Raw genomic sequence first — 14,059 nt, 5'->3', positions numbered from 1 at the left:
GATATATAGTGCTGACTCTCTACAGTACAGAAGGGTGCCATCTATGTGAGATGGCATTCCAACTCACGGAACAGTTAAACATTAGCCATCACGTCAACGTTGTTGACATTGCATTTGATGATGAGCTCTTTTCCCGTTACGGGGTCACTATTCCGGTGCTCAAATTTGAAAGCTCTGACCTTTCTCAAAGCTCAGAGCTTAACTGGCCATTTGGCTTGTTAGAACTTAATGATTGGTTAAAGAAGAATGGCATTACTTACAATTCATAATGGGCAATTAGCGTTTGGTGATCACCCATTATTAGATCGTGCGGACTTCGTGCTGCAAGAAAACGAACGTGTATGTTTAGTAGGGCGCAATGGCGCTGGTAAGTCGACATTGATGAAAATCCTGTCTGGGAACATCATTATGGACGACGGCAAGATGCAAATCACACAAGATGTGGTTGTATCTCGCCTTGAGCAAGATCCACCGCGTAATGAAGAAGGCACCGTTTATGATTACGTTGCTGGTGGTTTAGCGGAAATCGGCGAACAGCTGAAGATCTACCATGATCTTCTGGATCTCATCGGTACTGACCCGAGTGAAAAGAACCTAAACCGCCTTACTCGCGTTCAAGAGCAACTGGATCATGCGAACGCCTGGCGCTTTGAAGATCGCGTAAGTAACGTAATGGCTGCGCTTAAACTCACGGCTGAAACAAAACTGACTGATTTATCTGGTGGTTGGCAGCGTAAAGCGGCGCTTGCTCGTGCGCTTGTATGTGACCCAGACGTGCTTCTACTCGACGAACCGACCAACCACTTGGATGTTGCGACAATCGAATGGTTAGAAGGCTTCCTCAAAGACTTCCGTGGTTCAATCATCTTTATCTCGCATGACCGTGCGTTCATTAAATCGATGGCAACACGCATTGTTGATCTTGACCGTGGTAAGTTGAGCTCGTTCCCTGGCGATTACGAAAACTACCTATTAGATAAAGAAGAAGCGTTACGTGTCGAAGAGATGCAAAACGCTGAATTCGATAAGAAGCTTGCTCAAGAAGAAGTATGGATTCGTCAGGGCATTAAAGCTCGTAGAACTCGTAACGAAGGTCGCGTACGTGCGCTTAAGAAGCTACGTGAAGAACGTTTGAACCGTCGTGAAGTGCAGGGCAAAGCGATTATCCAAATCGACGATGGCCAGCGTTCAGGCAAGATTGTATTTGAAGCTGAGAATCTTAACTTTGGCTTTGAAGGCAAAGAAATTGTTAAGGACTTCAGCTTCAACATCATGCGTGGTGATCGTATCGCTCTTATCGGCCCGAATGGTTGTGGTAAGAGTACCGTTCTTAAGTTGCTACTTGACCAGTTAAAACCTGATTCAGGTCGTCTGCATTGCGGTACGAAACTTGAAGTGGCGTACTTTGACCAATACCGCGAGATCCTTGACCCTGAGAAGTCTGTAATTGATAACCTAGCGGATGGTAAGCAAGAAGTCACAGTAGGCGGTCGTGAGCGTCATGCGCTTAGCTACTTACAAGATTTCTTATTCTCGCCTAAACGTGCTCGTACTCCTGTTAAAGCGCTGTCTGGTGGTGAGAAAAACCGTCTGTTATTAGCTCGTATTTTCCTCAAATCGAACAACTTGCTGATTCTCGATGAGCCAACCAACGATCTAGATATCGAAACTTTGGAACTTTTAGAAGATTTGCTTGCCAACTATCAGGGTACGCTTCTTTTAGTAAGCCACGATCGTCAGTTTGTTGATAACACGGTTATGACAAGTTGGATCTTCGAAGGTAACGGTGTGATTGAAGAATTTGTTGGTGGCTATCACGATGCTCAACAGCAAAGAAAGCAAGCATTAGAGTACCGACAGGTTGAAAAGCCATCAAAGCCTGAGAAAGTAGTTGAGGAAACTCCCAAAACTGCGCCAGTTAAGGCTAAACCTAAGAAGTTATCGTATAAGCTACAACGAGAACTAGAAGCGCTACCAATGCGTTTAGAAGAATTGGAAACTCAAATTGAAACTCTTCAGGAAGAAGTCAACGATCCAAGCTTCTTTTCGAAATCTGTAGAGCAGACACAACCAGTATTAGATAAGCTATCTGCAGCAGAGCAGGAGCTTGAAGTTGCTTTTGAGCGCTGGGAAGAGCTCGAGGCACTACAACAGGAAAGTTAAGAAGTAATAATGACTTGTACTAAATTTAAATTAACTACAGTTGCAGCCCTAGTTTTGGCGGCAACTCATGCTAACGCAGCGCTTTACAAGGTCGTTGAAGTCACTCCTTCAATTACAGGTGCCTCTGAAATCTATGGTGTGGCGATTCAACCTGGTGTTGCGACAGACGGAACGAATGAGCTTGCGTTAGGTTGCTTCGATTCAGCTGCAACCAACTGTACCGATAGTGCATTTAAACTTGCTGGTGAGACTCGCGATACGCTTGAAGCGGTAAGTTATCGTGAAGAAGTACCATTCGCAATGGATGCACCATTTCAGTACATTCAAGAGCGTGATGATTTCGAAAACTATTGTTATCGAGAGCTGAGATATTCTACATGTGAAAGTTGGGCTGAAAACCGTTGGAATGACACTTGGAGTAAGGAAAGAAATGACCTTACTCACGTAAATGCGAAAGCGTTTGTTGAAGGTGGGGATACTTTTGAAACTCGCAATACGGTAATCAATTCTTTAGATGACGATGCTAAACCTGTTGGCGTTAAATCTGAAGGTGGTATCCGTAATAATGCGTTGTTTACGACGACAGCTGCGCCTACTGGCACTTCAGAAACTCGAGCATGGAAAGCGCTAACTGCAAGCAACGGTACTGTTTATAATATAGGTAGCGTATCTGAGGAGTTTGAGCCGACAGATACTTCTAAACCAGATAAGGCGTTTGCTTCTAAAGCTGCCATTTGGGACGCCTCTTACACTAAGAAACTTGATTGGGGAAATAGTGTTTCTGCTAGAGAAGATCAGTATTTTTCACAGGGCAGCATGAGAGGGATAACAGAAGTAAACAATCATTTCTATGGCGTTGGTTATAATACAGTTAACGGAAATGGTGATTTGCGTGATATGAATGCGAACATTTTTGTTAGTAGCCAGATTGATTTTACGAACGATGTCGATTTATCGACAGTAACCTGGGATAACAAGTTTATCAGCGGTGCAGAGGTTAAGTCTGGTTCATCTAACGATGATGCGAGATACAGTAACTCCGTTGCTACTGACATCAACGATAACTTGTTTGCTGTGGGTTATTCTAAGCGTAATGGTTATGTACCAGAGAGCGGTAGTGCAGGTAACAAGATTTTCGTTGTTACGGATGCATCTGCAGTGACTCCGACGGCAACATACCTGTCTGGTGGTATCTTCTTTGGTGGCTCAAGTGGTGAAGCTAAAGCCGTTAACAACTTCAATGAGTTTGTCGGTCAAATAGATGCAGAAACCACTCGTGAGGTTGATGGCAGTGAGCGTAGACATAGAGGCTTTATCTACCCATACAATGTCGACTCCTCGAAAGATGAGCGTCGTGTAGACATCTTTAATGGCCAAGCTTGGTGGATAGATGATCTAACAAACGGTGCAAACGCAGATGGGCAAGATTACTCTGACGCTAATAACTATTTCCGTATCATTGATGCGACAGATATTAATGATGCCGGTGTGATTTCTGCGACAGCTATTAAATGCATGCTTGATACAGATGGAGATGGTAGAGGAGATAAGGAACAAGCCTACGATACAACGTCTCATAACTCATACTGTGCCGGTGCGTCATCTAATGCGGTAGAAGAGGTTGTTGCGGTTAAACTGGTTCCAATTGCAGGTGCGACTAAAGATGATATTCAAACTCGTAGTGCCGACTCAGAAAAAGTTGATCGTCAAGGTGGTAGTCTAGGTTGGTTAACTTTGACTGTTCTTGGTCTATTAGGGTTCCGTAGAAAATTTAAATAATTTTATCTCTTGAGCCCGAGTTCACATTTCTGAATTCGGGCTTTTTTTCGCCTTGAGAAAAGTAAAAAATTGTTCGATTCTTAAAGTTGGAGTCACAAAAACTCCGTAAAGTTGTAATCATTGTATGTTAGTAAATGTAACACCCGTATGAGGACTGCACTATGAAGAGACAAAAGCGTGATCGACTAGAACGAGCACAATCTCAAGGCTACAAGGCTGGTTTAAATGGACGGTCGCAAGAAGCTTGCCCATATAGCCAAATGGATTCTCGGTCTTATTGGTTAGGTGGATGGCGTGACGCCAAAGATGACAAGCAATCAGGTCTCTATAAGTAGATAGGGCGTAAAGAATTCAAGGTCAGGGCTCCATTGTCTGTTGATTACAACGGCTGGAGCCTTGTTAGTTTCAGAACAACACAAAGACTCCCAGAGCTATGTAGCATTCTAGTTTCGCTATCATAAGCGTATCGCTGGTGGATTTATCCTGTTTCAAGCTTAATACGGGATACTTTAATGCACTATAACTAAATTTATTGGAACGAAAATAAAGCAGCCATGGGCTGCTTTACTAAAAATCTAACTATTAGATTAGAATGCTGACGTATCTTGGAAAAGGCCAACTTTCAAATCTTTAGCAACGTAGATCTCTTTACCATCAACAAGTACGCGACCATCCGCAAGGCCCATAACTAGACGACGGTTAACAACACGCTTCATGTGGATCTCGTAAGTTACTTTTTTCGCTGTAGGCAGAATTTGACCAGTGAATTTCACTTCGCCAACCCCTAGAGCACGACCTTTACCTTCGCCGCCAACCCAACCAAGGTAGAAACCAACCAGCTGCCACATTGCGTCAAGGCCTAGACAACCAGGCATTACAGGGTCACCTGGGAAGTGACAATCGAAGAACCATAGGTCAGGAGTAATATCCAGCTCAGCAAGAACTAAACCTTTACCGTAATCACCTTCAGTTTCAGACATCTTAGTGATGCGATCCATCATTAGCATGTTCGGTGCTGGTAGTTGAGGGCCTTGTGGCCATAGTTCGCCTTGGCTTGATGCTAGAAGCTCTTCGCGAGTGTAAGAATCACGTTTGTTTTGCATTATCAATTACTCCGATTTTTGATAGGTGCATATTAGTAAACAGGTGTACGCTAAACAAGTCCGATCAGTACTAGACAAACCAGTTTTTAATGCGTCCAACGATTCCAATAGGGTGCTCATGTCTTTCAAAGTTTTCAATACGTTCCGCGATTTTACTCAGAACGCTTTCTTGTTCATCGTCTCTAAATGGTTTGTTCATAATGAGAGGAATTGCTTCGTCTACATTAGACACAGACCAAATATGGAATTCTTCATTCTTAATGCTTTCAATAAGGTCAGGCTTTAGTGCAAGATGCCTTAAGTTCGATCTTGGAAGGATCACACCTTGTTCGCCTGTTAAGCCGTTGTGCTTACACACATGGTAGAAGCCTTCGATTTTCTCGTTTAGCCCGCCAACAGCTTGCACACGTCCAAATTGGTCAACTGCACCTGTAACCGCAATTTGTTGATTGATAGGGTATTCAGACAAAGCACTCACCAGAGAACAAAGCTCAGCAAGAGAAGCACTATCGCCGTCTACTTCGCAATACGATTGCTCAAACACAACAGAAGCAGCGTATGGCAACGGATCTTCAAGGTTTAGTGCGCTGCTCACAAATGCTTGCATGATCATCATACCTTTAGCATGAAGATTACCACCCAACTCGGCTTTGCGCTCAACGTCGGCAATATCCCCATCACCAAAGTGAATAACGCAGGAAATTCGTGCAGGTTCACCATAAGAGATCGGGTGTCCTGGAACATCGATAACCGTCAGACCATTAACTTGACCAACTTGTTCGCCCTCGGTTTCGATAATGACTTGGCCATCTCGAATATCATCAAGGGCGCGTTCTGGTAGGTAAGATTCGCGGTTATATTTGTGCTGTTGAGCTTGTTGGATATGGTGAATATCAATCTCACCATTGTCGGCTTCAATCAGAGCTTCGTTCAATAATGCATTGTGCCAAATAGGGCATAATGGAATATAGCTTTGATCTTCCGTTTCTCTTGCTCCGGCAGTAAGAATGCCCGTCAACGCTTGTTGCGTGATGGTTGGCAATTCATAGCGTTGTTGAAGCCACTTAAGGTAACCAAGATATTGAGTCAAAGTCTCTTCAGAGAGCTTGATATCTTGTTCAATTTCGCTAAATAGGCAAAAACCGGTTTGAATATCGCTGTCCAGGTAATCAAGGTCACCTAGTTGAGCTCTGTCTCCAACAACAATCAACTTAATGTTGTAAGTCAAAGGCAAAGTCGGGGATTGGTTCAAGTGCTCTGGATTGCTGCTGATTGGTTCTACGGCTTCACCAAGCAGTGCTGATTTAAGTAGTAACCAGCTTCCAGGGTTTGCCAAGATCAAGTTTGCTGAAACGATCAGATAGCCGTTGTTTGCTCTAGCCAGTAGGCCGGGCTTTGTCGCTACAACCTTACCGTCTTTTGACTGAACTTGGTCAAACAGAGAGACAGCATTTAAAGACTCAGTTTTTATAACCGGTAGAGTGTGATCATCTAAAGCAGTGACTAGAGATTCAACAATCATTTGACGATAGATCGAATTGTCTGGAGCGTTTACAAGTAAAACACGCGAAAGGTTAGACAAACGGACAAAGCGGGTTAACGCATCTTTGAATCTATGTTGAATATCTGAAAACGGGAAAGGCGAGATGTCAGGGAATTGCTCTAATTGAGCGCTATATTCGTCGTACTGAGGCGTAACATGTCGCCAATCTACTTGAGTCATTTAAGTTTCTGATTATGATAATGAGGTAGGGAGTATATAGAAAAACCGATCTCGCTTGTAGCTCTATGTTGTAGTTACTAATCACTAAGCTAATATAAGTATGATCTTGGTCTATTCTTTCAAGATCATAATTGTTAAATAGCCTATTTTGGGTTACGCTGTCACTAGGATTAACTCTCGAGATTAGACATGAAATATCAGCAACTTGAAAACTTGGAATGTGGTTGGAAATGGAACTATCTGGTCAAAAAATGGAAAGAAGGCGAGTCGATCACCTGCCACATAGATTCAAGTGAAGCTGACGTTGCTGTTAAAGCCTTATTGAAGCTTGAACACCAACCTACAGGTGTCCTTGAGTGGATATCTAACAACATGTCTCCTGAGCTCGATAACAAGCTTAAACAAGCGATCAGAGCTAAGCGAAAACGCCACTTCAATGCTGAACAAGTTCATACAAAGAAGAAATCAATCGACCTTGATTACCGTGTATGGGAAAAGCTATCTCAACGTGCGAACGAGCTAGGTTGTACGCTCTCAGATGCCATCGAGTATTTGGTTAGCGAAGCGTCTCGTAGTGAGCAGGCCAGCAAGACGGTGACTAGCCTCAAAGAAGACTTAAGCAAGCTCCTTTCTGACGATAAATAACCATCAACAGTAGTGGTGACATTATGATGTACGTAATCTTAATCGGTGCGGTATTAGTTTTTTGGTTAGTAGCAGTCGACCGACCGGTATTGAAAATTAAATTTAGCGACGGGGCGATCGAACAAGTTAAAGGGCATCTTCCACCGAGCTTTAAGCACAACCTTCAAGAGATTGGTCATAACAATACCTTTAAAGGCGAGCTAAAAGTGTATGCAAAACGTTCTGGTTACAATCTCAAGTTCACTAAAGATGTTCCTAAAAACGTACAGCAACGTATTCGTAACGTGTTCCCGCATAATGGTTTTAAGTCTAAAGGCTCAAAGAAAGCGTAATCGTTGAGAGTTACGCGTTAGCTGGTCAATCCTCATACTAAGTTAATCCTTCATTTCTCTTAAATCTCCGCATACTGTTCTCACCCTCAACAAAGAGAGAGCAGTATGAGATATCTAGTATTACTATTATGTTTTTTATCCCCAGTCGCTTTTCCCGACGATGCATTGGTTAATCCTGTAGCTAAAAAGATAAAAGTCACCGTCATGAAAGGGCTCAACAAGAGTAATGTTGATTTCGAGGGTTATTGCGATCTGATGATTGAGATGAAGCACTCTAAAGGTTATGCAAGAATCAAAAAGGTGAGAACGTCTGGAGATAGTAAAGTTTGCAAGCAGGCGAAAAAACACCTACCGACGAAGAAAAGGTTCAAATACAGCTTTCCAGAAAAGTATATCCGGCTACATATCACACACTAGCCACTCTCAACGCACTATAACTAAATATCCTTAATTTTATTGAAACAATTTCGTGAACCAATCTCTAATTTCTATTAATATTAGTTTTGTTATAAAGGCAGGATATGCCGATACAAGAGCATTTACGGCAAAGGAAAGTCACGGTTGTTGTTAGCAAATAAAAGTTATACCCCTGAAGTAGTTGAGATCTCAAGGAAGGTCTCAATCAATGTTGAAGCTCGCTTTAATCGATGGTTAATCTCACCTGAATATAAGCTCGCACAATCTACAGTAGACACGTTACTAAGTTTGGAAAATAGGTATTGTGATAGTGTCATATTTGATGAATCTGACCGCATATCTCACAATCAACGTATTTTATTGCGCTGCGAGCAGGATAGAGTCAATGCTCATCGTGAAAAAGTCGACGCGAAGCAACAAACCTTACGATACGTTATCGATGATGTCAGCAATGCCGCTTCTGCGCTAATGCTTGAGAAGCTTCAAGGTACCTTAATAAGTTCGTTGTTTTCAGACTTACCCGATTACAATCAGTTCGCTAGTGTTGCGTATTCGCCATCTTTAAACTTTTCCAAACTCCATGAAATATCCGCGAAAAGTAGGCCATTGAGCTCAAGTTTAATCGAGTTTGTTTCCAATCAAGAGTTTGCAGATAAATATGGAAAGAAATCTAAGGTAATTCTCGATCCAAAAGTTGCAGCACGACAAATAGGAATAGAAAATTGTCGTTTATTGTTCCCATTGTTAATGAGTCAACAGCTGATTAAGTGGAATGATGGCAACATTAAACACATCACACCTAAGGTTTGGCAACACTTGGTCGTGACGTCAAATGCGACTCGAATTCGACTTCAAGAAACGTCGGTTAAAGATCCTAACGTAGGCATTTTACTTGGTGTGTTGAGAGTTCTGCCTTTGTTTTTAATTTGTAACCACTTTTCTTCAACGTTTGAAGACGCATTGGTAAAAACGATGCTTGGTTATCGTGAAGCAAGTGACAAGCATGACGAATATTATGCTTGTACTGAGGTGATGCCAAACACACAGTTTCTTGAATCAATGGTCGAGCAGCTAGAGCTTAAGCTACTAAAAAACCTCGTTGAATTTATAGATTGGAGCCCTGGAAATCAGTTCATCAAGAGGGCACTTCTAGAGGAAGTGAATGACATTCCAGTACTTGAGCGAACGGTTTATGGTGCAGCTTTGGCTCAAGGTAGAAAATATTCTGTTTTCGAGGCGTTAGATAATAGTGAACTATTTAACGTTAAGCACCGACCTTATTGGTTTTCAACTGTTCAAATGTCTATCGCGACGATTGAGCAGATGCAAGATAAAGGATTGGGAAAGCTTACGGTGAACATGTAATAAAAAGAGAGAGTCTCATTAATGTCGCTCTCTTTTTTGTTGCGCTGTAACTTTATGTGAATGTCTTGTTTTGGCGCTAAACAGTAGGATTACACTCTACTTAACTGACCACTTCGAAGGTAAACGACTCTTGCTTTGCTATTGCGTGTTTAACAGGGATACCAAGGCGCTGGCAAGTCATCAGAACTTTCAATTTCCTGTCGGCAGGAGCGTGCTCTGACAGAATCACCGAGCTTAGGCACTCTCTATTAAGGTAGAGTTTATTTCCGATCATCTCGTCATCAGGTAATACCCAGCGGTATTCCTTTTCGTAGCACCAATTAGAGTGCTTAACCTTGAACATTTCAGATCCCAATTCAGCTCCTTGCAATTCCCCCAACGATGCTGAGTGGAACATGCTTGGCTCATCTTCGTATTGGACTTCGAAACAGTTGAGGTTGGCCTCACCGTTATAGCAGTTGAGGTCATACTCGATGCACATACCTTTAAAGTTGTCGCCATACTGAGACCATAGTATAGGGTGGTCGCTGGATTGAGAAAAACACATAACCTTGAAATTGTTTTGAAGTTCATTCTTGAATATGTGGTTAGATTCAAAAGGGTTATTGAAAGTTTTAGCATAATCGAACCACAGCGAACACTCGGCAATCGACTGTATGTTTCTATCATGGAGGGATCTGAACTTATAAAGTTTAGGCAACATATCAAACACCTAGTTTACAAAATTGCCTGATGTTAACACTTTAATTCATAGCTGATACCTGAGTGCATAGCATTTGATTGCCTAATCACCAAATATATTCATATAACTGTTTGATAGATCAAAATTTAAACATGAAATAGTAGCCTGTTTAAGTGGTTTATCTGGCAGCTGAGCGACAGTAATCTAACATTCGCTTGTTGAAAATAAGATACAACGTAACTTTTATGTTTGGCTTAACTGCTTGAGTTTCAGCATTTGAAAGTTGTGAGGTGAATGTTGTCCATTACGGAGTTATGAATAAGGTTTAAGTTGATTAGTTTTGTATAAAAAGGCGAAGCTCAGATCTTTCCTTGCCATTAGATAGCTATTAACAGAAACATCAATCCCTCAAATTCAACGAGTTATAAATCAACCACCACATGAACATCGAGCGTGTTTTTTTAAGAAGTTTAATGCCAAAGGGCTTGGCCGTCGAAGTATGAAGGATCACGAGGCAACTTACGCAAAGTGATTTCATCTCTTAAGTATAAATTGGCGAAGTTCTTTCGTTTTGTTCCTGATGCCGGCAGTTCTCCCAACACGTTGACAATCCTACTCACTTCTTGTGAATCAAAACTATAGCCTTGCTCAAGAAGCACCTCTAATACAGGGTATAGCTTTTTATATACTCGACTAGCATCCGCTTTTGAGTCTAAACGTGCTTTGATCTTTATTAGTATGGAATCTAATAGTGGTGCCTTTAAAAACTGGCCAAGTACATTGATTTCATTAACTATCACGTTCGCTACATAGCTATTGACGACTAGCTTAATGGAAAAAATGACATAGTACTCTCTAGTAAGTGCATGGCTGCTGAATATTACCATAGGATAAACATTCTCTAAGATGGTTATGCAAACAAAACTTGCACCAATCAAGGTTCGATATTTGGAATTAATAACGTCTACGTTAGCGAACCTTAAGAACAGAGAGACAATAACAATATAACTGATAAGCGACGAAATGAAGGCTATGAGCTGTTCACCTATGGTCGCGTTCATTCCGTAAGCGTTAACGAAAGCCGACCCAATTGTTAATAGTGCAAATAAGATCATCGCTTGTTTTTGATAATTGTTTGTTTGCAAAGTTAGGGCTCCGTTTAATAAAGGCGCGGAGTATAGATGAAACTTGCAAATAATTTTATATCATTGATTTAAAATGGTTATTTTAACTATCCAATCAGTTATTTTGATTAGCTTGATGAGCAAAAAAGCCGTGTATTTGGTGTTTCTCAGTCAAGCTCTGTGCGACTTATGTCAATCGGCTTTTATAGTGTTCTGAAAATGTCTCTTTATGACCTAGGTTCTCTACACCAACCAACATTAGTTCTATCAGGAAGGCTTGAGCCAATTAGACGGCCACAAACGTCCAAGTCGCCATCAATCCGGGCATGCGATTGATTTCGTGGCTTACGATGAAAATAGCAAGGTGACATGGGACTTTAAGTATTATGAAGCCATCAGCAAAGCCTTTAAACAAGCGGCTAGGGAGCTTGATGTCTCTATCATTTGGGGCGGTGACTGGAAAAGCCTTAGAGATGGTCCACATGTTGAATTGAATCGTTTGGTGTACCCATGATTGGCGCATTATTGAATCTTGTGACCGGTGGCGTAGCGACGTATAAGCAGCTCAATCAAAACAAAGCTGAGGCGTTAAAGCGTAAAGATGAACTCGAAAATGAGAAGCATCAGGCGAGGGTACGTCGATTACAAAATGGCGAAGAGCAGGCCAGTAACCTTGATGACATCAGCATTCGAGATAGGGGATTTAAGGATGAATTTATCCTGTTAGTCGTCTTCGTGCCTCTCATCTTGTCTTTCATTCCTAATTACGCGCCATACGTCGAACAAGGCTTCAATGCACTGCAGAACATCCCTAACCCTTATTGGTTTGTAGTCGGTGCTGTTGTGTTGATACGCTAGGCATGCGCGCCATGCTGCGATACCTACTTGAATACTACGCATCTCGATGGAAAACGAAGTGATGGAGTACCTCGATGCGTTAATCATCGCTTTGATCACAGGTGGAGTCTCAAGCTGTGCACATTTATGCTTTTGGTTCCGTGTGTCGGGGAGATATTGACTTAGGTTCTGATGTTGACATGTTAATGGTTGCAAAAGGTCAATTAGAACATGTTAACCCTTCGGACTATTCCATTTATTCATATGAACGAATCCAAGAACTGTGGGAGCAAGGGAACCCTTTTGCATGGCACTTACATTTGGAGTCGAAGTTAGTATTTTCGCAAGATGGCTCCAATTTTCTTCATGAGCTAGGTAAACCTAACCTATATGATAGTGGTAAGGCTGATTGTCTTAAGTTTTATGACATTTTTAACTCAGCTCGTGATTCAATATGTGAATCATCAATGTCCTTAGTCTTCGATCTTTCGACAATTTTTCTTTCAATTAGAAATTTTGCTACATGTTATTCCCTTGGATATTCAGATCAGCCAGATTTTTCGAGGCGCTCTAGCAGTAATCTAGGGGCGTCAAGTTTAGATATAGACAAAGAAGCTTTTAGTATATTGGAATCAGCTAGAATATTATGCACCAGAGGAGTAGGGGAAAACCTTACTCAATCTCAAATCGATATCGCAATTGAAGTCATCCCACAGATAGAAACATGGATGAAGTCCTTAATAAGTAGAATCAAGTGATCATGAGTGAATTTAAAAATAGAATTGAATCTCAGCGTGATGCTGTAAAAATCGTGAATAGTTTTAATTTATATAAAGAGCCTCTTTTTAGTCTTACCGAAAAGTCAATAATAAGATGGACCTCCGCTAATTTGATCGACCCTAAAGCTAAACATGTGGATTTGATTATGCAAGCATCTAAGAAATTGTTCTTTTTAGCTAACAAAAGTCAGGAACAAATCACTGAAGATTACAAAAAACTTCCGAAAGATGTTGAACTGATTTTTACAGAAATAAATAAAGAAATGAAGCGCTTAGCATAGGCTGGCAAGTCAACAACTTTACATTATGTCGAGAATTACTCCTTGGAGAGCGAGAAATTTATCACGTGTGGGTGTTGTTGTTATTTGAATTTGGTAGGCACCCAAGGCTTCGCTGGCATACGACGACCGCCACGAAATGGCAAAGGATGCTCTTTAGGTGGGTAAAACTTTGGGGAATCAATTCGGCCGTGGCGTTCAACGAGCTGACGATGTTCGTCGCGCCAATACGCAAAACTGAGCAATTCTTTCGGATTAAACTCGCGTCGTTCAGGCGTGATCAAGGTAGCACGGTCAAAGTGCACCTTAAATCCATTCCAACGATAGTCTAACGGCAAGTAACCGCGAGCGTGGATGTTCATCAATTTTTCGGCCATCGGGTTCACAGGGACTTCACCTGAGAGCCATCGTTGGACTGTGATTGGTTGAACGTGAAAAAAGGCCGCGGCGTCGTGGATATCACCAAAGTGATCGTGCACGAGATCCGCAAAGTGTGGCGTGAGCATGTGATCTCCTTCAAAAATTAAGACAAGCGCGCAAAGTTTTTTTTCTCCTTATAAAGTGTGTTTGTAGTAGAAAGTCTCTGGAAACGGCAACACGTGAGCGCAAAAATCAGAGACACGAAAACAAAGTATAGCCAACAATATTGAACTCAACATGCATAAACGTGCAGATAAAATCCATAAAACCAACGACATTAAGGACTTAGTCCGGCGCCGTGTGCAAAATCTGCAAGGACTAAGGCATTGAAACCCCTCAGATTTCACATACAGTGACTGCGTATTATGGGTCTAAATTATGTTGAGAGGTTTGCTGCAAGCCTGAATGAAAT

15 protein-coding genes and 2 pseudogenes are annotated in these 14,059 nt (G+C 41.7%); 12 read left to right on the top strand and 5 right to left on the bottom strand.

Annotated elements, in window-relative coordinates; all coding sequences use genetic code 11:
* Positions 1 to 8: 8 nt before the first annotated feature.
* The 4 genes from AB6D93_RS14630 to rmf all read left to right on the top strand — a co-directional run bounded on the left by AB6D93_RS14630 (position 9) and on the right by rmf (position 4,277).
* Positions 9 to 269 (top strand): glutaredoxin family protein, encoded by a 261-nt coding sequence (locus AB6D93_RS14630; RefSeq protein ID WP_019823251.1) that lies wholly within the window; start codon positions 9 to 11, stop codon positions 267 to 269.
* Complete coding sequence (locus AB6D93_RS14625) at positions 247 to 2,163, top strand: ABC transporter ATP-binding protein (protein WP_102333352.1); 1,917 nt, start codon at positions 247 to 249, stop codon at positions 2,161 to 2,163. The genes AB6D93_RS14630 and AB6D93_RS14625 overlap by 23 nt, the downstream gene beginning before the upstream one ends.
* Before the next feature lie 9 nt (positions 2,164 to 2,172).
* Positions 2,173 to 3,942: a DUF3466 family protein gene (locus AB6D93_RS14620; protein WP_102333351.1), complete on the top strand. Its 1,770-nt coding sequence runs from the start codon at positions 2,173 to 2,175 to the stop codon at positions 3,940 to 3,942.
* Between the two features lie 161 nt (positions 3,943 to 4,103).
* Positions 4,104 to 4,277, top strand: coding sequence for a ribosome modulation factor (gene rmf / locus AB6D93_RS14615; protein ID WP_017059676.1), 174 nt, complete (start codon positions 4,104 to 4,106; stop codon positions 4,275 to 4,277).
* A 252-nt stretch (positions 4,278 to 4,529) separates the two neighbouring features.
* Here the strand turns inward: rmf and fabA are convergent, their stop codons facing one another.
* Both fabA and AB6D93_RS14605 read right to left on the bottom strand, forming a co-directional pair.
* Positions 4,530 to 5,045: a bifunctional 3-hydroxydecanoyl-ACP dehydratase/trans-2-decenoyl-ACP isomerase gene (gene fabA, locus AB6D93_RS14610; RefSeq protein ID WP_017059675.1), complete on the bottom strand. Its 516-nt coding sequence runs from the start codon at positions 5,043 to 5,045 to the stop codon at positions 4,530 to 4,532.
* Positions 5,046 to 5,115: 70 nt separating this feature from the next.
* Complete coding sequence (locus AB6D93_RS14605; protein WP_048615970.1) at positions 5,116 to 6,768, bottom strand: Lon protease family protein; 1,653 nt, start codon at positions 6,766 to 6,768, stop codon at positions 5,116 to 5,118.
* A 189-nt stretch (positions 6,769 to 6,957) separates the two neighbouring features.
* On the opposite strand from AB6D93_RS14605, the gene matP reads away from it, so the two are divergent.
* The 4 genes from matP (at position 6,958) to AB6D93_RS14585 (ending at position 9,527) form a co-directional block, all read left to right on the top strand.
* Positions 6,958 to 7,413, top strand: coding sequence for a macrodomain Ter protein MatP (gene matP / locus AB6D93_RS14600; RefSeq protein ID WP_017059673.1), 456 nt, complete (start codon positions 6,958 to 6,960; stop codon positions 7,411 to 7,413).
* 23 nt (positions 7,414 to 7,436) lie between these two features.
* Positions 7,437 to 7,745, top strand: a complete 309-nt coding sequence (locus AB6D93_RS14595) for a DUF3634 family protein (protein WP_017059672.1) — start codon at positions 7,437 to 7,439, stop codon at positions 7,743 to 7,745.
* 105 nt (positions 7,746 to 7,850) lie between these two features.
* Positions 7,851 to 8,162 carry a hypothetical protein gene (locus AB6D93_RS14590; protein ID WP_017059671.1) on the top strand — a complete coding sequence of 104 codons (312 nt, stop codon included), beginning with the start codon at positions 7,851 to 7,853 and terminating at the stop codon, positions 8,160 to 8,162.
* Positions 8,163 to 8,306: 144 nt separating this feature from the next.
* Complete coding sequence (locus tag AB6D93_RS14585) at positions 8,307 to 9,527, top strand: hypothetical protein (protein WP_017066879.1); 1,221 nt, start codon at positions 8,307 to 8,309, stop codon at positions 9,525 to 9,527.
* A 100-nt stretch (positions 9,528 to 9,627) separates the two neighbouring features.
* On the opposite strand, the gene AB6D93_RS14580 is transcribed toward AB6D93_RS14585, so the two are convergent.
* Both AB6D93_RS14580 and AB6D93_RS14575 read right to left on the bottom strand, forming a co-directional pair.
* Positions 9,628 to 10,230 carry a DUF2971 domain-containing protein gene (locus tag AB6D93_RS14580; protein ID WP_102333350.1) on the bottom strand — a complete coding sequence of 201 codons (603 nt, stop codon included), beginning with the start codon at positions 10,228 to 10,230 and terminating at the stop codon, positions 9,628 to 9,630.
* A 449-nt stretch (positions 10,231 to 10,679) separates the two neighbouring features.
* Positions 10,680 to 11,354 (bottom strand): hypothetical protein, encoded by a 675-nt coding sequence (locus AB6D93_RS14575; protein ID WP_102333349.1) that lies wholly within the window; start codon positions 11,352 to 11,354, stop codon positions 10,680 to 10,682.
* A 244-nt stretch (positions 11,355 to 11,598) separates the two neighbouring features.
* Here AB6D93_RS14575 and AB6D93_RS14570 point away from each other — a divergent pair.
* From AB6D93_RS14570 to AB6D93_RS14555, 4 genes and pseudogenes are all read left to right on the top strand, one after another.
* Positions 11,599 to 11,847: pseudogene (locus AB6D93_RS14570) on the top strand (M15 family metallopeptidase); the annotation flags it as partial.
* Positions 11,844 to 12,253 (top strand): annotated as a pseudogene (locus AB6D93_RS14565) (hypothetical protein). The pseudogenes AB6D93_RS14570 and AB6D93_RS14565, both read left to right, overlap by 4 nt.
* 39 nt (positions 12,254 to 12,292) lie before the next feature.
* Positions 12,293 to 12,928, top strand: a complete 636-nt coding sequence (locus AB6D93_RS14560; RefSeq protein WP_324295270.1) for a nucleotidyltransferase domain-containing protein — start codon at positions 12,293 to 12,295, stop codon at positions 12,926 to 12,928.
* Positions 12,929 to 12,930: 2 nt separating this feature from the next.
* Positions 12,931 to 13,230 carry a hypothetical protein gene (locus AB6D93_RS14555; RefSeq protein ID WP_102333347.1) on the top strand — a complete coding sequence of 100 codons (300 nt, stop codon included), beginning with the start codon at positions 12,931 to 12,933 and terminating at the stop codon, positions 13,228 to 13,230.
* Positions 13,231 to 13,310: 80 nt separating this feature from the next.
* Here AB6D93_RS14555 and AB6D93_RS14550 read toward each other — a convergent pair whose 3' ends face one another.
* Complete coding sequence (locus AB6D93_RS14550) at positions 13,311 to 13,733, bottom strand: phage protein (protein ID WP_102333346.1); 423 nt, start codon at positions 13,731 to 13,733, stop codon at positions 13,311 to 13,313.
* Positions 13,734 to 14,059 lie beyond the last annotated feature (326 nt).

The sequence above is a fragment of the Vibrio sp. 10N.247.310.23 genome, from assembly GCF_041467155.1.
Taxonomy (GTDB): domain Bacteria; phylum Pseudomonadota; class Gammaproteobacteria; order Enterobacterales; family Vibrionaceae; genus Vibrio; species Vibrio crassostreae_C.
This window is presented reverse-complemented; position numbering and strand designations above follow the sequence as displayed.

Coding starts and splice junctions, on each gene's coding strand:
- AB6D93_RS14625 (WP_102333352.1), top strand. CDS start 247: ATGGCATTACTTACAATTCATAATGGGCAATTAGCGTTTGGTGATCAC.
- AB6D93_RS14620 (WP_102333351.1), top strand. CDS start 2,173: ATGACTTGTACTAAATTTAAATTAACTACAGTTGCAGCCCTAGTTTTG.
- rmf (WP_017059676.1), top strand. CDS start 4,104: ATGAAGAGACAAAAGCGTGATCGACTAGAACGAGCACAATCTCAAGGC.
- fabA (WP_017059675.1), bottom strand. CDS start 5,045: ATGCAAAACAAACGTGATTCTTACACTCGCGAAGAGCTTCTAGCATCA.
- AB6D93_RS14605 (WP_048615970.1), bottom strand. CDS start 6,768: ATGACTCAAGTAGATTGGCGACATGTTACGCCTCAGTACGACGAATAT.
- matP (WP_017059673.1), top strand. CDS start 6,958: ATGAAATATCAGCAACTTGAAAACTTGGAATGTGGTTGGAAATGGAAC.
- AB6D93_RS14595 (WP_017059672.1), top strand. CDS start 7,437: ATGATGTACGTAATCTTAATCGGTGCGGTATTAGTTTTTTGGTTAGTA.
- AB6D93_RS14590 (WP_017059671.1), top strand. CDS start 7,851: ATGAGATATCTAGTATTACTATTATGTTTTTTATCCCCAGTCGCTTTT.
- AB6D93_RS14580 (WP_102333350.1), bottom strand. CDS start 10,230: ATGTTGCCTAAACTTTATAAGTTCAGATCCCTCCATGATAGAAACATA.
- AB6D93_RS14555 (WP_102333347.1), top strand. CDS start 12,931: ATGAGTGAATTTAAAAATAGAATTGAATCTCAGCGTGATGCTGTAAAA.
- AB6D93_RS14550 (WP_102333346.1), bottom strand. CDS start 13,733: ATGCTCACGCCACACTTTGCGGATCTCGTGCACGATCACTTTGGTGAT.